Below are 17865 nucleotides of genomic sequence, written 5' to 3' on the forward strand. Positions count from 1 at the left end.
ACATCACAAACCCCGGCCCTGTGCCGGGGTTTGTGTTTTCCGGACCTCACACAATACCGAATAAACACACAACCCCTGTGGGAGCGAGCTTGCTCGCGATAGCGGTATATCATCCAACACCTCTGGTGACTGACTCGCCGCCATCGCGAGCAAGCTCGCTCCCACAGGGATAGTGTTTCAACATTCAAAACTGAGGAAGTTTTATGGACTGGAAACCCCACATCACCGTCGCCACCATCGTCGAAGACAACGGCCGCTTCCTGATGGTCGAGGAACTCAAGCACGGACGCGCGGTGCTCAATCAGCCCGCCGGCCATCTGGATCCGGATGAAACCCTGACCGAAGCCGCCGTGCGCGAAACCCTCGAGGAAACCGGCTGGGACGTCGAACCGACCGGCGTACTGGGCATTTACCTCTACACCGCCCCGAGCAATGGCGTGACCTACCAGCGGGTCTGCTTCATCGCCAAACCACTGAAACACCACGCGGATTATCAACTGGATGACGGCATCGTCGGCGCCAAGTGGTTGACCCGTGAGGAATTAATCGAGCAGCGCGACAACTGGCGCAGCGAGCTGATCATCCGCTGCATCGACGACTATCTGGCAGGCCAACACTTCGGCCTCGAATTGATCCGTCCTTCTCTTTAGCCTTGCGGGCCCGAGCCTGCTAGAATCGCGTCCTTTTTCAAGACACTCATTGAATCCCTATGCGTGATCCAGCCCCTTCTGACACACAAAAGAAGCGCGTCATTGTCGGCATGTCCGGCGGCGTGGACTCTTCCGTTTCCGCCCTCCTGCTGATCGAGCAGGGTTATGAGGTGGAAGGCCTGTTCATGAAGAACTGGGAAGAAGACGATGGAACGGAATACTGCACCGCCATGGATGACCTGGCGGACGCCCAGGCCGTGTGCGACAAGATTGGCATCAAGCTGCACACCGCCAACTTCGCCGCCGAGTACTGGGACAACGTGTTCGAGCATTTCCTGGCCGAATACAAGGCCGGACGCACGCCGAACCCGGACATCCTGTGCAACCGCGAAATCAAGTTCAAGGCGTTCCTCGACTACGCCATGATGCTTGGCGCTGACCTGATCGCCACCGGCCACTACGTGCGTCGTCGCGACATCGATGGTCGCACCGAACTGCTCAAGGGCCTGGACCCGAACAAGGACCAGAGCTACTTCCTGCACGCCGTCGGTGGCGAACAGATCGCCAAGACCCTGTTCCCGGTCGGCGAGCTGGAAAAACCGCAAGTGCGCGCCATTGCCGAGAAGTACGAGCTGGCGACCGCGAAGAAAAAGGACTCCACCGGGATCTGCTTTATCGGCGAACGCCGCTTCAGCGACTTCCTCAAGCAATACCTGCCGGCGCAACCGGGCGAGATCAAGACCACCGAAGGCGAAGTCATCGGTCGTCACCACGGCCTGATGTACCACACCATCGGCCAGCGTCAGGGCCTGGGCATCGGCGGCCTGAAAGACGCCGGCGACGAGCCGTGGTATGTGCTGATCAAAGACCTGGAACACAACGAACTGATCGTTGGCCAGGGCAATGATCACCCTTACCTGTTCTCCCGCGCCCTGCTCGCCTCGGACATCTATTGGGTCAACCCGGTCGATTTGACCGAGCCGCGCAAACTGACCGCCAAGGTGCGTTATCGCCAGAGCGACCAGCCCTGCACCCTGGAAAAAACCGCCACCGGTTATCGCGCGACTTTCGATGATCCGCAACGCGCGGTCACTCCGGGCCAGTCCGTGGTGTTCTATGACGGTGAAATCTGCCTCGGCGGCGGCGTGATTGAAGTAGCCGAGCCGTGGACGAGCAAGGGCCAGGCCCTATGAACCCGATTCAGGAGCAACTGACGGCACTGGGCGGGGTGTTTCTCGCCGCGGTGCTGGTGGACAGGATCGCCAAGACCGGCCAGACCAACGAAGCCGGCCTGAGCTGCATGCTCGGCAGCCTGCTGATCCGCGACCCCAAGGACACGCTGGAAGTCTATGGTGGCGACGACATCAACCTGCGCGAAGGCTACCGCGCACTGATCGGCGCCCTCGAACGCGACCCAAGCGCCCTGCAGCGCGAGCCCCTGCGTTATGCCCTGGCCATGCTCGGCCTTGAGCGTCAGTTGGCCAAACGCGGCGACATGCTCGACGTGATCGGCAAACGCCTGCCGCAGATTCAGTCCCAGGTCGAACACTTCGGCCCGGCCCACGAAAACGTGATCGCCGCCTGCGGCGCGCTGTATCAGGACACCCTGAGCACACTGCGCCAGCGCATTCAGGTGCACGGCGACATGCGCAACCTGCAACAACCGAGCAACGCCTCGAAAATTCGCGCCCTGCTGCTGGCCGGCATTCGCTCAGCACGCCTGTGGCGGCAATTGGGCGGTCATCGCTGGCAACTGGTGATCAGCCGCCGCAAATTGCTCAAAGAGCTTTACCCCTTGATGCGTAACGAATAACCCGCATCGACAGAACCGAACTCAGCAATACGCGTAATACGCCGGTCAGTTGGCGACGGACCGGCGGATTTTTTCATGTATGATACGCGCCCCATTTCGTTGCCCGACTGTCCGAGAACACCCCATGCAGCTTTCTTCGCTCACTGCGGTTTCCCCTGTTGACGGCCGCTACGCCGGCAAAACCCAGGCCCTGCGCCCAATTTTCAGCGAGTACGGCCTGATCCGTGCCCGCGTTCTGGTTGAAGTGCGCTGGCTCCAGCGCCTGGCCGCTCACCCTGCCATCAGTGAAGTGCCGGCGTTCTCCGCCGAAGCCAACGCTGTGCTCAACACCCTGGCGGAAAACTTCTCTCTGGAGCACGCCGAGCGCGTCAAAGAGATCGAGCGCACCACCAACCACGACGTCAAGGCCATCGAGTACCTGCTCAAAGAGCAAGCGGCCAAGCTGCCGGAGCTGGCCAAGGTCAGCGAATTCATCCACTTTGCCTGCACCAGCGAGGACATCAACAACCTGTCCCACGCCCTGATGCTGCGCGAAGGCCGTGATGACGTGATGCTGCCGCTGATGCGCCAGACCGCCAACGCCATCCGCGAACTGGCCATCCGCTTCGCCGACGTGCCGATGCTGTCGCGCACCCACGGTCAACCGGCCTCGCCGACCACCCTGGGCAAAGAACTGGCGAACGTGGTTTACCGTCTGGAGCGCCAGATCGCCCAGGTCGCTGCCGTTCCCCTGCTGGGCAAGATCAACGGCGCTGTCGGCAACTACAACGCACACCTGTCGGCCTACCCTGAGATCGACTGGGAAGCCAACGCCCGCGCCTTCATCGAAGACGAGCTGGGCCTGGGCTTCAACCCGTACACCACGCAGATCGAACCGCACGACTACATTGCCGAGCTGTTCGACGCGATCGCCCGCTTCAACACCATCCTGATCGACTTCGACCGCGACATCTGGGGCTACATCTCCCTGGGTTATTTCAAACAGCGCACCATCGCTGGCGAAATCGGTTCGTCGACCATGCCGCACAAGGTCAACCCGATCGACTTCGAAAACTCCGAAGGCAACCTGGGTATCGCCAACGCACTGTTCCAGCACCTGGCGAGCAAACTGCCGATCTCCCGCTGGCAGCGCGACCTGACCGACTCCACCGTACTGCGCAACCTCGGTGTCGGCTTCGCCCACAGCGTGATCGCGTACGAAGCCAGCCTCAAGGGCATCAGCAAGCTTGAGCTCAACGAGCAGAAGATTGCCGCCGACCTGGACGCCTGCTGGGAAGTATTGGCCGAGCCGATCCAGACCGTGATGCGTCGCTACAACATCGAAAACCCGTACGAAAAGCTGAAAGAACTGACCCGCGGCAAGGGCATCAGCCCGGAAGCGCTGCAGACTTTCATCGACGGCCTGGACATGCCAGCCGCCGCCAAGGCCGAGCTGAAATTGCTCACCCCGGCGAACTACATCGGCAACGCTGTAGAACAAGCCAAACGCATCTGATCGACCGCTAGACCCTTTATAAGACGCCCGGCCGCGCCGGGCGTTTTTATTCCCGTCTGAAAAGTGCATTTTTTCAATAGGTTACACATGAATCCTGATATTCCTCTTCAACTTCTGGGCGGCATCACGGCACGGGAATTCCTGCGCGACTACTGGCAGAAAAAGCCGCTACTGATCCGCCAGGCCATTCCTGATTTCGAAAGCCCGATCGACGCCGACGAACTGGCCGGCCTGGCGCTGGAAGAAGAAGTCGAATCGCGACTGATCATCGAGAATGGCGAGCGCCCGTGGGAACTGCGTCGCGGCCCGTTCGCCGAAGATGAATTCAGCAAGCTGCCTGAAACTGACTGGACCCTGCTGGTTCAAGCCGTGGATCAGTTCGTCCCGGAAGTCAGCGAACTGCTGGAAAACTTCCGCTTTCTGCCGAGCTGGCGCATCGACGACGTGATGATCAGCTACGCCGCACCGGGTGGCAGCGTTGGTCCGCACTTCGACAACTACGACGTGTTCCTGCTGCAAGGCCACGGCAAGCGCAACTGGAAGATCGGCCAGATGTGCAACACCGAGAGCCCGATGCTGGCCCACGCCGACCTGCGCATCCTCTCCGAATTCGAAGCCACCGATGAATGGGTGCTGGAACCGGGCGACATGCTCTACCTGCCACCGCGCCTGGCCCATTGCGGCGTTGCCGTTGATGAATGCATGACCTACTCGGTCGGCTTCCGCGCACCGAGCGCCGCTGAAGTGCTGACCCACTTCACCGACTTCCTCAGCCAGTTCCTGTCGGACGAAGAACGCTACACCGACGCCGACGCCTTGCCGGCCGCCGACCCTCACCAGATCCAGCGCGACGCTCTCGACCGCCTCAAAGGCCTGCTGGCCGAGCACATGAGCGACGAGCGCCTGCTGCTGACCTGGTTCGGCCAGTTCATGACCGAGCCACGCTACCCGGAACTGGTGGTGGGCCCGGAAGACGTCGAAGAAGAGGACTTCATGTCCGCCCTGGAACAAGGCGCGATCCTGATTCGCAACCCGAGCGCGCGCCTGGCGTGGTCTGAAGTCGATGACGACCTGCTGCTGTTCGCCAGCGGCCAGAGCCGTTACCTGCCGGGCAAACTGCGCGAATTGTTGAAGATGATCTGCGCCGCCGACGCGCTGCACGCCGACAACCTTGGCGACTGGCTGAGCGACGAAGACGGTCGCGGGCTGCTGTGCGAACTGGTCAAGCAAGGAAGCCTGGGGTTTGCCGATGAATAAGATTCACGTACGTGTCGCAGACTGGCAGAAGGACAACGCCGAGATCCGGCGCATTCGTGAGACGGTGTTCGTCGCCGAGCAATCCGTTCCGCCCGAGCTGGAATGGGATGCCGACGATGTAACGGCCGTGCATTTCCTCGCCCTCGAAGGCGAATTTCCGATTGGCACCGCCCGCCTGCTGCCCGATGGGCACGTCGGCCGGGTGTCGGTACTCAAGGACTGGCGCGGCCTGAAAGTCGGCGATGCACTGATGCAAGCAGTGATTGGTGAAGCCGAAGAGCGCGGGCTGAAGCAGCAGATGCTCAGCGCCCAGGTACAAGCCACGGCGTTCTATGAGCGACTGGGCTTTCACATGGTCAGTGAGGAGTTCCTGGAAGCCGGGATTCCGCACGTGGACATGGTTCGCCATTCGGCATAAGGCCCAGGTGCCGCCATCGCGAGCAAGCTCGCTCCCACATTGGATTTGTGAGTTGCTGAAGATTTCAGCAACACCATCGATCCCTGTGGGAGCGAGCTTGCTCGCGATGAGGCCCGACGAAACACCACAAAACGCCCCGCTATCTTCGGATACCGGGGCGTTTTGCTGTCTACGATTCAACTTACCCCACCCCGGGCCGACAAACTGTAGGAGCGAGCCTGCTCGCGATGGTCTTGAGAACGCCGCGGGGTATCAGACCTCCAGCATTATCGTTCACGCCCATCGCGAGCAAGCTCGCTCCCACAAACCCCGGGCCGACAAAGTGGCAATATCAAGCTTTTAGAACGCGGAGATAACGGACATGTCCCTACGCACCCTGCTCACCACCCTACTGCTCGGCTGTAGTTTTTCGGTGCTGGCTGCCACAGAAATCATCCCCCTCAAATACCACACCAGTGCCGACCTGCTGCCGGTGGCGCAGGATTTCGTCGGCAAGAACGGACAGGTCAGCGCCTACGGCAATCAATTGATCGCCAACGCCGATCAACGCAAGATCGACGAACTTAAAGCCCTTCTTTCCCAACTCGACACCGCACCCAAGCGCTTGCTGATCACCGTCGACACCAGCGACAACAACTTCCAGGGTGACCAGGGTTATTCGGTGAACGGCGCCAAGCCAAGCCAGACCCGCATCATCAACTACACCACCGACAGTCGTGACGGCGGCATTCAGCAGGTGCAGGCCAGCGAAGGCACACCGGCGCTGATCCAGGTCGGCCAGAGCGTGCCGCTGACCAGCTCGCAGACCGATTCCTACGGCGACCTGCGCAGCCAGACCGAATACCGCAACGTCACCCAGGGCTTCTACGTCACCGCAAACGTCACCGGCGACATCGTCCACCTGTCGATCAGTACCAACCGTGATCGCATGAGCCAGGAACGTCCCGATGTAGTGAACGTACAAAGCACCGACACAACCGTCACCGGCCACCTCGGCGAGTGGATCCTGCTGGCCGGGGTCAACGGCCAGACCCAGGCCGACAAACAGGGCCTGACCCGCAGCTACTCGACCCAGAGCCGCAACGACATGACTTTGCGGGTGAAAGTCGACACCTTGGACTAAAGCACCAAAAACTGACTGACGAGTCGTATTAGACCAAAGATGTAGTGCCTTAAAAAAAGCACTACAAAACGTTTGACGAGCCAAAAAAGCGAAGGCATGATGGCCTCGCTCCCGCTAATCAGAGGCCCTGGCAAGGGCCTTCGAGGCGATGTTCGCACCTACCCCGCGAACCGCTTCGTGTCTGTACCGCCCACAAGGTGTGTTTGACGAGGTTGTCGACTGGAACGAAGTTGTCCCGAGGGACGGAAGCGTAATAGGTAACCCGGCACCACACTGATGTTCGCACCAAGGCCCACGACGCCCGAATGCGCCCGCAGTTCGCCTTTACCTGCTCACTTCCCCTCGAGCCGATCGTTCATCCCGTCGCCCTCCCCGCCGAATCCGACTTGACCGCTTAAGCTTCTGGTCAGCGAGCGCAGGAATTTTCCACCGCAGAACAACTTTTCATAAAGACGCGACGAGGTTTATCTCCCATGGCACTGACACGCGAACAGCAAATTGCAGCCCTCGAAAAAGACTGGGCTGAAAACCCGCGCTGGAAAGGCGTGACACGCACTTACTCCGCTGCTGACGTCGTCCGCCTGCGTGGCTCGGTTCAACCTGAGCACACCTTTGCAAAAATGGGCGCCGAGAAGCTGTGGAACCTGGTGACCCAGGGTGCCAAGCCAGCCTTCCGTCCTGAGAAAGATTTCGTCAACTGCATGGGCGCCCTGACCGGCGGCCAGGCTGTACAACAAGTCAAGGCTGGCATCCAGGCGATCTACCTGTCTGGCTGGCAAGTGGCTGCGGACAACAACTCCGCCGAATCGATGTACCCGGACCAGTCGCTGTACCCGGTGGACTCGGTTCCAACCGTGGTCAAGCGCATCAACAACTCGTTCCGTCGTGCCGACCAGATCCAGTGGAAAGCCGGCAAGAACCCGGGCGACGACGGTTACATCGACTACTTCGCGCCAATCGTGGCTGACGCCGAAGCCGGTTTCGGCGGCGTACTGAACGCTTACGAGCTGATGAAGAGCATGATCGAAGCAGGCGCCGCCGGCGTTCACTTCGAAGACCAGCTGGCTTCCGTGAAGAAATGCGGCCACATGGGCGGCAAGGTACTGGTTCCTACCCAGGAAGCCGTACAGAAGCTGACCGCTGCTCGCCTGGCTGCTGACGTTGCCGGTACTCCGACCATCATCCTGGCCCGTACCGACGCTAACGCCGCTGACCTGCTGACGTCCGACTGCGACCCGTACGACCAGCCATTCGTGACTGGCGAACGCACCCAGGAAGGTTTCTACAAAGTGCGCGCCGGCCTGGACCAAGCCATCGCCCGTGGCCTGGCCTACGCTCCGTACGCCGACCTGATCTGGTGCGAAACCGCCAAGCCGGATCTGGACGAGGCTCGTCGCTTCGCTGAAGCGATCAAGAAGGAATACCCGGACCAACTGCTGTCGTACAACTGCTCGCCTTCCTTCAACTGGAAGAAAAACCTGGACGACGCGACCATCGCCAAGTTCCAGCGCGAACTGTCCGCCATGGGTTACAAGCACCAGTTCATCACCCTGGCCGGCATTCACAACATGTGGCACAGCATGTTCAACCTGGCGCACGACTACGCCCGCAACGACATGACTGCCTACGTGAAGCTGCAAGAGCAGGAATTCGCTGACGCATCCAAGGGTTACACCTTCGTGGCGCACCAGCAGGAAGTGGGCACCGGCTACTTCGACGACATGACCACCGTGATCCAGGGTGGCTCGTCCTCGGTAACCGCACTGACCGGTTCGACTGAAGAAGAACAGTTCCACTGATCTGCTTCGCCTGAGACATCAGCCGCTGCGGACCGAATAGAAAGCTAACCGCAGCGCTGCACCTCTGACGCCCCGACTGGTTCGGGGCGTTTTTTTGCCTGCGATTCAATGAGCGCCCCTCTGTAGGAGCGAGCCTGCTCGCGATAAACCTGAGGACGCCGCTGGGTTTCAGGCCCCCAGCGTCATCGTTGACCACCATCGCGAGCAGGCTCGCTCCTACAGGGGATGGTGGTGACCTGGAAAAACATTGATCCAGAGCGCTACGACCGTCAGAAAAATCCGCTAAAACGCTCTCCGCCGCTACTTGCTGTAACGCCCATATAAGACAACTTCCGGAGTATCCGAAGGATAAGCAGTTTAAAAACCAAGCCAAACAATATTGATTATCATTTAGCACGAACTATGTTCGTTACATTCCCTACAAAACATAATTGACGAAATGCCGGCTAATGCCCAAGGCGCAAGGCCTGCGGGGCTTTTGAAGCGCGCTATGTCCTTATTCCTATAAATAATTTCGCTATAGGAATTTTACTTGCCGGGTGTTTAGCCATAAAATCAGCGGGATTGATTGCTGCGACATATCGTCACTGCTTTTGTTTCTTTTCAAGCTCAGAGACCTTTGCTCTCTGTTAAGGATTACCAGCATGCCCGAAGCGACAGGACTCATGGCCCACAACTGGGGCTTTGCCATTTTCCTTCTAGGCGTCGTCGGCCTCTGTGCCTTCATGCTGGGCGTCTCCAGCCTCCTTGGGTCAAAAGCCTGGGGCCGCAGCAAAAACGAACCGTTCGAGTCCGGCATGCTACCTACAGGTGGCGCCCGCTTGCGGCTCTCAGCCAAATTCTATCTGGTCGCGATGTTGTTCGTGATCTTCGATATCGAAGCCCTCTTTCTCTTTGCATGGTCTGTGTCCGTCCGCGAAAGCGGCTGGACCGGATTCGTCGAAGCTCTCGTTTTCATAGCAATTCTGTTGGCAGGCCTTGTCTACCTATTCCGAGTGGGCGCCCTTGACTGGGCTCCGGAAGCTCGGCGCAAGCGGCAAGCGAAGCTGAAACAATGAGGCTTTGGCAATGCAATACAATCTCACCAGGATCGACCCCGATGCTCCTAACGAGCAGTATCCGATTGGCCAGCGGGAAACCGTTTCCGATCCGTTAGAAGATCAAGTCCACAAAAACATTTTCATGGGCAAGCTCGAAGACGTGCTTAACGGCACGATCAACTGGGGGCGCAAGAACTCCCTGTGGCCGTATAACTTCGGTCTTTCGTGCTGCTACGTGGAAATGACCACCGCCTTCACGGCGCCCCACGACATCGCGCGCTTTGGCGCCGAGGTTATCCGGGCATCGCCGCGCCAGGCGGATTTCATGGTTATCGCCGGTACCTGCTTCATCAAGATGGCGCCGATCATTCAGCGTCTCTACGAGCAAATGCTCGAGCCTAAATGGGTCATCTCCATGGGTTCGTGCGCCAACTCCGGTGGCATGTACGACATCTACTCCGTCGTTCAAGGGGTGGACAAGTTCCTGCCCGTGGACGTCTACGTGCCTGGCTGCCCGCCCCGCCCTGAGGCTTTCCTGCAAGGCTTGATGCTGTTGCAGGAGTCGATTGGACAGGAGCGTCGCCCGCTTTCCTGGGTCGTTGGTGATCAAGGCGTCTATCGCGCCGAGATGCCTTCCGAGAAGGAAAAGCGCCGCGAACAGCGAATCGCAGTCACCAACCTGCGCAGCCCCGACGAAGTCTGATCCAGATCTGCTTCTTAAATAGAACGAGAACCTGGCTTCATTCTTTACGTTGACCGAAAGCGATAAATAACCATGACTACAGGCAGTGCTCTGTACATCCCGCCTTACAAGGCAGACGACCAGGATGTGGTCGTCGAACTGAACAACCGTTTTGGCCCGGAGGCGTTCACCGCCCAGCCGACCCGCACCGGCATGCCGGTGCTTTGGGTTGCCCGCGCCAAACTCGTCGAAGTCCTGACCTTCCTGCGTAACCTGCCCAAGCCGTACGTCATGCTCTATGACCTGCACGGCGTGGACGAACGTCTGCGCACCAAGCGTCAAGGGCTGCCGAACGGCGTCGACTTCTCCGTGTTCTATCACTTGATGTCGATCGAACGTAATAGTGACGTAATGATCAAGGTTGCCTTGTCCGAGGGCGACCTCAGCTTGCCGACCGTCACCAGCATCTGGCCGAACGCCAACTGGTACGAGCGTGAAGTCTGGGACATGTTCGGCATCGACTTCAAAGGTCACCCTCACCTGTCGCGCATCATGATGCCGCCGACCTGGGAAGGTCACCCGCTGCGCAAGGACTTTCCGGCCCGTGCCACCGAGTTCGACCCGTTCACCCTGAACCTGGCCAAGCAACAGCTTGAGGAAGAGTCCGCGCGCTTCAAGCCGGAAGACTGGGGCATGAAGCGTTCCGGTCCGAACGAGGACTACATGTTCCTCAACCTCGGCCCGAACCACCCGTCCGCGCACGGTGCGTTCCGCATCATCCTGCAGCTGGACGGTGAAGAGATCGTAGACTGCGTACCGGACGTCGGTTACCACCACCGTGGTGCCGAGAAGATGGCCGAGCGTCAGTCCTGGCACAGCTTCATCCCGTACACCGACCGTATCGACTACCTCGGCGGCGTGATGAACAACCTGCCGTACGTGCTTTCGGTCGAGAAGCTGGCCGGCATCAAGGTGCCGGAGAAGGTCGACGTCATCCGCATCATGATGGCCGAGTTCTTCCGGATCACCAGCCACCTGCTGTTCCTGGGTACCTACATCCAGGACGTCGGCGCCATGACCCCGGTGTTCTTCACCTTCACCGACCGCCAGCGCGCGTACACGGTGATCGAAGCCATTACCGGTTTCCGTCTGCACCCGGCCTGGTACCGCATCGGTGGCGTCGCCCACGACCTGCCGCGTGGTTGGGAAAAACTGGTCAAGGATTTCGTCGAGTGGATGCCAAAGCGTCTGGACGAATACCAGAAAGCCGCCTTGGACAACAGCATCCTGCGTGGCCGGACCATCGGGGTCGCCGACTACAACACCAAAGAGGCCCTGGAATGGGGCGTCACCGGTGCCGGCCTGCGTTCGACCGGTTGCGATTTCGACCTGCGTAAAGCGCGTCCGTACTCGGGCTACGAGAACTTCGAATTCGAAGTGCCGCTCGCCGCCAACGGCGATGCCTACGACCGCTGCATCGTGCGTGTCGAGGAGATGCGCCAGAGCATCAGGATCATCGACCAGTGCCTGCGCAACATGCCGGAAGGCCCGTACAAGGCGGATCACCCGCTGACCACGCCGCCGCCGAAAGAGCGCACCCTGCAGCACATCGAAACCTTGATCACGCACTTCCTGCAGGTTTCGTGGGGCCCGGTCATGCCGGCCAACGAATCCTTCCAGATGATCGAAGCGACCAAGGGCATCAACAGTTATTACCTGACGAGCGATGGCGGCACCATGAGCTACCGCACCCGGATTCGTACCCCAAGCTTCCCGCACTTGCAGCAGATCCCTTCGGTGATCAAAGGCAGCATGGTCGCGGACTTGATTGCGTACCTGGGTAGTATCGATTTCGTTATGGCCGACGTGGACCGCTAAGCATGAACAGCACGCTTATCCAGACAGACCGTTTCACCTTGAGTGAAACCGAGCGCTCGGCCATCGAGCACGAGCTGCATCACTACGAAGACCCGCGCGCGGCGTCGATCGAAGCCTTGAAGATCGTCCAGAAGGAACGTGGCTGGGTGCCGGACGGCGCCCTGTACGCCATCGGCGAGATCCTCGGCATCCCGGCCAGCGACGTTGAAGGCGTGGCGACGTTCTACAGCCAGATCTTCCGTCAGCCAGTGGGCCGTCACATCATCCGCGTCTGCGACAGCATGGTCTGCTACATCGGCGGCCACGAGTCCGTGGTCAGCGAAATCCAGAGCAAGCTCGGCATCGGCCTGGGTCAGACCACCGCCGACGGTCGTTTCACCCTGCTGCCGGTCTGCTGCCTCGGCAACTGCGACAAGGCGCCGGCGTTGATGATCGACGACGACACTTTCGGTGATGTGCAGCCTGCAGGCGTTGCCAAATTGCTCGAGGGCTACGTATGACCCTGACTTCCTTCGGTCCGGCCAACCGCATCAAGCGTTCGGCCGAGACTCACCCGCTGACCTGGCGTCTGCGTGACGACGGCGAAGCCGTATGGCTCGACGAGTACCAGGCCAAGAACGGTTACGCCGCTGCGCGCAAGGCCTTCGCCGACATGGCCCAGGACGACATCGTCCAGACCGTGAAAGACTCCGGCCTCAAAGGCCGCGGCGGTGCAGGCTTCCCCACTGGCGTGAAGTGGGGCCTGATGCCAAAGGACGAATCCATCAACATCCGCTACCTGCTGTGCAACGCGGATGAAATGGAGCCCAACACCTGGAAAGACCGCATGCTGATGGAGCAACTGCCCCATCTGCTGATCGAAGGCATGCTGATCAGTGCCCGCGCACTGAAAACCTACCGTGGCTACATCTTCCTGCGTGGCGAATACACCACCGCCGCCAAGCACTTGAACCGTGCCGTGGAAGAAGCCAAGGCAGCCGGCCTGCTGGGCAAGAACATCCTGGGTTCGGGTTTTGATTTCGAGCTGTTCGTTCACACCGGCGCCGGGCGTTATATCTGCGGTGAAGAAACCGCACTGATCAACTCCCTCGAAGGCCGTCGCGCCAACCCGCGCTCCAAGCCGCCCTTCCCTGCCGCCGTTGGCGTGTGGGGCAAGCCGACTTGCGTGAATAACGTCGAAACCCTGTGCAACGTGCCGGCGATCATTGCCGACGGCGTGGACTGGTACAAATCGTTGGCTCGCGAAGGCAGCGAAGACATGGGCACCAAGCTCATGGGCTTCTCCGGCAAGGTCAAGAACCCGGGTCTGTGGGAACTGCCGTTCGGCGTCACCGGTCGCGAGCTGTTCGAAGACTACGCCGGCGGCATGCGCGACGGTTACAAGCTCAAGGCCTGGCAGCCTGGCGGCGCCGGTACCGGTTTCCTGTTGCCGGAACACCTGGACGCGCAAATGTACGCCGGCGGCATCGCCAAAGTGGGCACCCGCATGGGTACCGGCCTGGCCATGGCGGTGGACGACAGCGTCAACATGGTGTCCCTGCTGCGCAACATGGAGCAGTTCTTCGCCCGCGAATCCTGCGGCTTCTGCACCCCTTGCCGCGATGGCTTGCCATGGAGCGTCAAGCTCCTGATGGCCATCGAGAACGGTGAGGGCCAGCCAGGCGACATCGAGACCCTGCTGGGTCTGGTCGGTTTCCTCGGCCCAGGCAAGACCTTCTGTGCTCACGCACCGGGCGCCGTGGAGCCGTTGGGCAGCGCAATCAAATACTTCCGCCATGAGTTCGAAGCCGGTATCGCGCCTGTCAGCGCCGCCGTCCCGCCTCTGGCAAGGCCGATCGTAGTCGGCGCGTAAACGCTTAAAAAAGCGAAGGGTCCGTGCCCTTCGCTTTTCGTGTGATGACGCCTTTAACGGCTGTGTTGATTCACACGGATAACAAGATTCCATTAGCCACGCCCGCTGACACCGGGCCAACGAAGAACTTTGAACCATGGCCACTATCCACGTAGACGGCAAAGCGCTCGAAGTCGATGGGGCAGACAACCTGTTACAGGCATGTCTGTCTCTGGGCCTCGATATTCCGTATTTCTGCTGGCACCCTGCCCTCGGCAGCGTTGGCGCTTGCCGCCAGTGCGCGGTCAAGCAGTACACCGACGAGAACGACACCCGTGGTCGTATCGTGATGTCCTGCATGACCCCTGCCACCGACAACACCTGGATCTCCATCGAAGATGAAGAATCCAAGGCCTTCCGCGCCAGTGTTGTCGAATGGCTGATGACCAACCACCCTCACGACTGCCCGGTCTGTGAAGAAGGCGGTCACTGCCACCTGCAAGACATGACGGTAATGACCGGCCACAACGAGCGCCGTTACCGCTTCACCAAGCGTACCCACCAGAACCAGCAACTGGGCCCGTTCATTTCCCACGAAATGAACCGCTGCATCGCTTGCTACCGCTGCGTGCGCTTCTATAAGGACTACGCCGGCGGCACCGATCTTGGTGTGTTTGGCGCCCACGACAACGTGTACTTCGGTCGCGTTGAAGACGGCACCCTGGAAAGCGAGTTCTCCGGCAACCTCACCGAGGTCTGCCCGACCGGTGTGTTCACCGACAAGACTCACTCCGAGCGCTACAACCGTAAATGGGACATGCAGTTCTCGCCGAGCATCTGCCATGGCTGCTCCAGCGGTTGCAACATCTCCCCGGGCGAGCGTTACGGCGAACTGCGTCGTATCGAAAACCGTTTCAACGGTTCGGTGAACCAGTACTTCCTGTGCGACCGTGGCCGTTTCGGCTATGGCTACGTCAACCGCGAAGACCGCCCACGCCAGCCGCAGCTGGCGGGCGGCACCAAGCTGAGCCTCGACGAAGCGCTGGATAAAGCCGCCGACCTGCTGCGCGGTCGCAACATCGTCGGTATCGGTTCGCCCCGCGCCAGTCTCGAAAGCAACTACGCGTTGCGTGAACTGGTCGGTGCCGAGCACTTCTACTCCGGTATCGAAGCTGCCGAGCTGGAGCGCATCCGCCTGGTCCTGCAAGTGCTCAAAGACAGCCCGCTGCCAGTACCGAACATGCGCGACATCGAAGACCACGACGCCGTGTTCGTCCTCGGTGAAGACCTGACCCAGACCGCTGCGCGCATGGCCCTGTCCCTGCGTCAATCGGTCAAGGGCAAGGCCGAAGACATGGCCGACGCCATGCGCGTCCAGCCTTGGCTCGACGCCGCGGTGAAGAACATCGGCCAGCACGCGCTGAACCCGCTGTTCATCGCCAGCCTGGCTGAAACCAAGCTCGACGACATCGCGGAAGAATGCGTTCACGCCGCTCCAGACGACCTGGCCCGCATCGGTTTCGCCGTGGCTCACGCCCTCGACGCCAGCGCTCCAGCCGTTGAAGGCCTGGATGCTGAAGCACTCGAACTGGCCAAGCGCATTGCCGACGCCCTGCTCGCTGCCAAGCGTCCACTGATCATTGCCGGTACCTCGTTGGGTTCCAAGGCGTTGATCGAAGCTGCTGCGAACATCGCCAAAGCGTTGAAACTGCGCGAGAAGAACGGTTCCATCAGCCTGATCGTGCCAGAGGCCAACAGCCTCGGCCTGGCCATGCTCGGTGGCGAATCGGTCGACGCCGCGCTGCAAGCCGTGATCGATGGCCGTGCCGACGCCATCGTCGTGCTCGAAAACGATCTGTATACCCGTACCGACAAGGCCAAGGTCGATGCCGCCCTGACCGCCGCCAAAGTACTGATCGTCGCCGACCATCAGAAGACTGCCACCAGCGATCGCGCGCACCTGGTTCTGCCAGCCGCCAGCTTCGCTGAAGGCGACGGCACCCTGGTCAGCCAGGAAGGCCGCGCCCAGCGCTTCTTCCAGGTCTTCGATCCGAAGTACATGGACGCGAGCATCCTGGTTCACGAAGGCTGGCGCTGGCTGCATGCCCTGCGCGCGACCCTGCTGAACCAGCCGATCGACTGGACCCAACTGGACCACGCCACCGCCGCCGTCGCTTCCAGCACTTCGATCCTGAATCGCATCGTCGATGCCGCACCGTCCGCCGCGTTCCGCATCAAGGGCATGAAACTGGCCCGCGAACCGCTGCGTTACTCCGGTCGTACCGCCATGCGCGCCGACATCAACGTGCACGAACCGCGTGCCCCGCAAGACAACGACACCGCGTTCAACTTCTCGATGGAAGGTTACTCGGGCTCGGTCGAACCGCGTCAGCAAGTGCCATTCGCCTGGTCTCCGGGCTGGAACTCGCCGCAAGCCTGGAACAAGTTCCAGGACGAAGTCGGTGGTCACATCCGCGCTGGCGACCCGGGCACCCGCCTGATCGAAAGCACCGGTGACTCGCTGAACTGGTTCGCCAGTGTTCCGCGCGCGTTCAACCCGGCCCAGGGCACCTGGCAGGTCGTGCCGTTCTTCCACCTGTTCGGCAGCGAAGAGAACTCTTCGAAAGCCGCTCCGGTTCAGGAACGCATCCCGGCCGCCTACGTGTCGCTGGCCAAGTCCGAAGCCGACCGCCTGGGTGTCAATGACGGCGCGATGCTGAGCTTGAATGTCGCTGGTCAGACCCTGCGTCTGCCGCTGCGCATCAACGAAGAGCTGGGCGCCGGTCTGGTGGCACTGCCTGCGGGCATCGCCGGCATTCCGCCAGCGATCTTTGGCAAATCCGTTGACGGTCTGCAGGAGGCAGCTCAATGACCTGGTTCACTCCTGAAGTGATCGACATCATCATCACGGTCCTCAAGGCCGTGGTGATTCTGCTCGCCGTGGTGGTTTGCGGTGCCCTGCTGAGTTGGGTCGAGCGTCGTCTGCTCGCCCTCTGGCAGGACCGTTACGGTCCGAACCGCGTAGGTCCGTTCGGCGCGTTCCAGATCGCCGCCGACATGATCAAGATGTTCTTCAAGGAAGACTGGACGCCTCCATTCGCCGACAAGATGATCTTCACCCTGGCACCGGTAGTCGCCATGAGCGCCCTGCTGATTGCCTTCGCGATCATCCCGATCACCCCGACCTGGGGCGTGGCGGACATCAACATCGGTATCCTGTTCTTCTTCGCCATGGCTGGCCTGTCGGTCTACGCGGTGCTGTTCGCCGGCTGGTCGAGCAACAACAAGTTCGCCCTGCTGGGCAGCTTGCGCGCCTCGGCGCAGACCGTGTCGTACGAAGTGTTCATGGGCCTGTCGCTGATGGGCATCGTGATCCAGGTCGGCTCGTTCAACATGCGCGACATCGTTGAATATCAAGCGCAGAACCTGTGGTTCATCATTCCGCAGATCTTCGGCTTCCTGACCTTCTTCATCGCTGGCGTGGCCGTGACTCACCGTCACCCGTTCGACCAGCCGGAAGCGGAACAGGAACTGGCAGACGGTTACCACATTGAATACGCCGGCATGAAATGGGGCATGTTCTTCGTCGGCGAGTACATCGGCATCGTGCTGATCTCGGCGCTGCTGGTGACCTTGTTCTTCGGTGGCTGGCACGGTCCGTTCGGCATCCTGCCGCAGATCCCGTTCATCTGGTTCGCACTGAAAACCGCGTTCTTCATCATGATGTTCATCCTGTTGCGCGCTTCGATTCCGCGCCCACGGTATGACCAGGTGATGGATTTCAGCTGGAAGTTCTGCCTGCCGCTGACCCTCGTCAACATGCTGGTGACCGCTGCGATCGTGTTGCTCAACACGCCCGCCGTCGCGGCTCAGTGAGGA

General features: G+C 60.4%; 15 protein-coding genes. All 15 read left to right on the forward strand.

What is annotated here, in order from left to right:
* The first annotated feature begins 203 nt into the window (after nucleotides 1–203).
* The 15 genes from AC1Q6Y_RS07715 to nuoH all read left to right on the forward strand — a co-directional run bounded on the left by AC1Q6Y_RS07715 (nucleotide 204) and on the right by nuoH (nucleotide 17862).
* A complete protein-coding gene (locus AC1Q6Y_RS07715) occupies nucleotides 204–650 on the forward strand; it encodes an NUDIX hydrolase (protein ID WP_492624310.1) in 447 nt (148 codons plus the stop codon).
* Nucleotides 651–709: 59 nt separating this feature from the next.
* Nucleotides 710–1843: a tRNA 2-thiouridine(34) synthase MnmA gene (mnmA, locus tag AC1Q6Y_RS07720; protein WP_057714164.1), complete on the forward strand. Its 1134-nt coding sequence runs from the start codon at nucleotides 710–712 to the stop codon at nucleotides 1841–1843.
* Nucleotides 1840–2463 (forward strand): high frequency lysogenization protein HflD, encoded by a 624-nt coding sequence (hflD, locus tag AC1Q6Y_RS07725; protein ID WP_057714163.1) that lies wholly within the window; start codon nucleotides 1840–1842, stop codon nucleotides 2461–2463. Before mnmA ends, hflD begins: the two co-directional genes overlap by 4 nt.
* 124 nt (nucleotides 2464–2587) lie before the next feature.
* Complete coding sequence (gene purB, locus AC1Q6Y_RS07730; RefSeq protein WP_007972090.1) at nucleotides 2588–3958, forward strand: adenylosuccinate lyase; 1371 nt, start codon at nucleotides 2588–2590, stop codon at nucleotides 3956–3958.
* Between the two features lie 87 nt (nucleotides 3959–4045).
* Complete coding sequence (locus tag AC1Q6Y_RS07735) at nucleotides 4046–5215, forward strand: ribosomal protein uL16 3-hydroxylase (RefSeq protein WP_057714162.1); 1170 nt, start codon at nucleotides 4046–4048, stop codon at nucleotides 5213–5215.
* Nucleotides 5208–5633 (forward strand): GNAT family N-acetyltransferase, encoded by a 426-nt coding sequence (locus AC1Q6Y_RS07740; protein ID WP_492624311.1) that lies wholly within the window; start codon nucleotides 5208–5210, stop codon nucleotides 5631–5633. The genes AC1Q6Y_RS07735 and AC1Q6Y_RS07740 overlap by 8 nt, the downstream gene beginning before the upstream one ends.
* 361 nt (nucleotides 5634–5994) lie before the next feature.
* Nucleotides 5995–6756 (forward strand): secretin N-terminal domain-containing protein, encoded by a 762-nt coding sequence (locus AC1Q6Y_RS07745; protein ID WP_492624312.1) that lies wholly within the window; start codon nucleotides 5995–5997, stop codon nucleotides 6754–6756.
* A gap of 473 nt (nucleotides 6757–7229) precedes the next feature.
* Nucleotides 7230–8555: an isocitrate lyase gene (gene aceA / locus AC1Q6Y_RS07750; protein ID WP_034146910.1), complete on the forward strand. Its 1326-nt coding sequence runs from the start codon at nucleotides 7230–7232 to the stop codon at nucleotides 8553–8555.
* 644 nt (nucleotides 8556–9199) lie between these two features.
* The gene (locus AC1Q6Y_RS07755) at nucleotides 9200–9613 is read left to right on the forward strand and encodes an NADH-quinone oxidoreductase subunit A (protein WP_003223812.1); all 414 of its coding nucleotides are present in this window, start codon (nucleotides 9200–9202) and stop codon (nucleotides 9611–9613) included.
* A gap of 10 nt (nucleotides 9614–9623) precedes the next feature.
* Nucleotides 9624–10298, forward strand: a complete 675-nt coding sequence (locus AC1Q6Y_RS07760) for a NuoB/complex I 20 kDa subunit family protein (protein WP_046037844.1) — start codon at nucleotides 9624–9626, stop codon at nucleotides 10296–10298.
* A 72-nt stretch (nucleotides 10299–10370) separates the two neighbouring features.
* Nucleotides 10371–12155: an NADH-quinone oxidoreductase subunit C/D gene (gene nuoC, locus AC1Q6Y_RS07765; RefSeq protein WP_057714159.1), complete on the forward strand. Its 1785-nt coding sequence runs from the start codon at nucleotides 10371–10373 to the stop codon at nucleotides 12153–12155.
* Between the two features lie 2 nt (nucleotides 12156–12157).
* Nucleotides 12158–12655, forward strand: coding sequence for an NADH-quinone oxidoreductase subunit NuoE (gene nuoE / locus AC1Q6Y_RS07770; protein ID WP_008020715.1), 498 nt, complete (start codon nucleotides 12158–12160; stop codon nucleotides 12653–12655).
* Entirely contained in the window at nucleotides 12652–14007 is a 1356-nt protein-coding gene (gene nuoF / locus AC1Q6Y_RS07775) for an NADH-quinone oxidoreductase subunit NuoF (protein ID WP_057714158.1), read from the forward strand. Before nuoE ends, nuoF begins: the two co-directional genes overlap by 4 nt.
* Before the next feature lie 136 nt (nucleotides 14008–14143).
* Nucleotides 14144–16858: an NADH-quinone oxidoreductase subunit NuoG gene (nuoG, locus tag AC1Q6Y_RS07780; RefSeq protein WP_492624313.1), complete on the forward strand. Its 2715-nt coding sequence runs from the start codon at nucleotides 14144–14146 to the stop codon at nucleotides 16856–16858.
* Nucleotides 16855–17862 (forward strand): NADH-quinone oxidoreductase subunit NuoH, encoded by a 1008-nt coding sequence (nuoH, locus tag AC1Q6Y_RS07785; RefSeq protein WP_090456620.1) that lies wholly within the window; start codon nucleotides 16855–16857, stop codon nucleotides 17860–17862. Before nuoG ends, nuoH begins: the two co-directional genes overlap by 4 nt.
* The last annotated feature ends 3 nt before the right edge of the window (nucleotides 17863–17865 follow it).

It is taken from the genome of Pseudomonas sp. GW823-FHT06E10 (assembly GCF_058794995.1).

Coding starts and splice junctions, on each gene's coding strand:
- AC1Q6Y_RS07755 (WP_003223812.1), top strand. CDS start 9,200: ATGCCCGAAGCGACAGGACTCATGGCCCACAACTGGGGCTTTGCCATT.
- purB (WP_007972090.1), top strand. CDS start 2,588: ATGCAGCTTTCTTCGCTCACTGCGGTTTCCCCTGTTGACGGCCGCTAC.
- AC1Q6Y_RS07740 (WP_492624311.1), top strand. CDS start 5,208: ATGAATAAGATTCACGTACGTGTCGCAGACTGGCAGAAGGACAACGCC.
- nuoC (WP_057714159.1), top strand. CDS start 10,371: ATGACTACAGGCAGTGCTCTGTACATCCCGCCTTACAAGGCAGACGAC.
- nuoE (WP_008020715.1), top strand. CDS start 12,158: ATGAACAGCACGCTTATCCAGACAGACCGTTTCACCTTGAGTGAAACC.
- nuoH (WP_090456620.1), top strand. CDS start 16,855: ATGACCTGGTTCACTCCTGAAGTGATCGACATCATCATCACGGTCCTC.
- nuoF (WP_057714158.1), top strand. CDS start 12,652: ATGACCCTGACTTCCTTCGGTCCGGCCAACCGCATCAAGCGTTCGGCC.
- nuoG (WP_492624313.1), top strand. CDS start 14,144: ATGGCCACTATCCACGTAGACGGCAAAGCGCTCGAAGTCGATGGGGCA.
- AC1Q6Y_RS07760 (WP_046037844.1), top strand. CDS start 9,624: ATGCAATACAATCTCACCAGGATCGACCCCGATGCTCCTAACGAGCAG.
- hflD (WP_057714163.1), top strand. CDS start 1,840: ATGAACCCGATTCAGGAGCAACTGACGGCACTGGGCGGGGTGTTTCTC.
- mnmA (WP_057714164.1), top strand. CDS start 710: ATGCGTGATCCAGCCCCTTCTGACACACAAAAGAAGCGCGTCATTGTC.
- AC1Q6Y_RS07735 (WP_057714162.1), top strand. CDS start 4,046: ATGAATCCTGATATTCCTCTTCAACTTCTGGGCGGCATCACGGCACGG.
- AC1Q6Y_RS07715 (WP_492624310.1), top strand. CDS start 204: ATGGACTGGAAACCCCACATCACCGTCGCCACCATCGTCGAAGACAAC.
- aceA (WP_034146910.1), top strand. CDS start 7,230: ATGGCACTGACACGCGAACAGCAAATTGCAGCCCTCGAAAAAGACTGG.
- AC1Q6Y_RS07745 (WP_492624312.1), top strand. CDS start 5,995: ATGTCCCTACGCACCCTGCTCACCACCCTACTGCTCGGCTGTAGTTTT.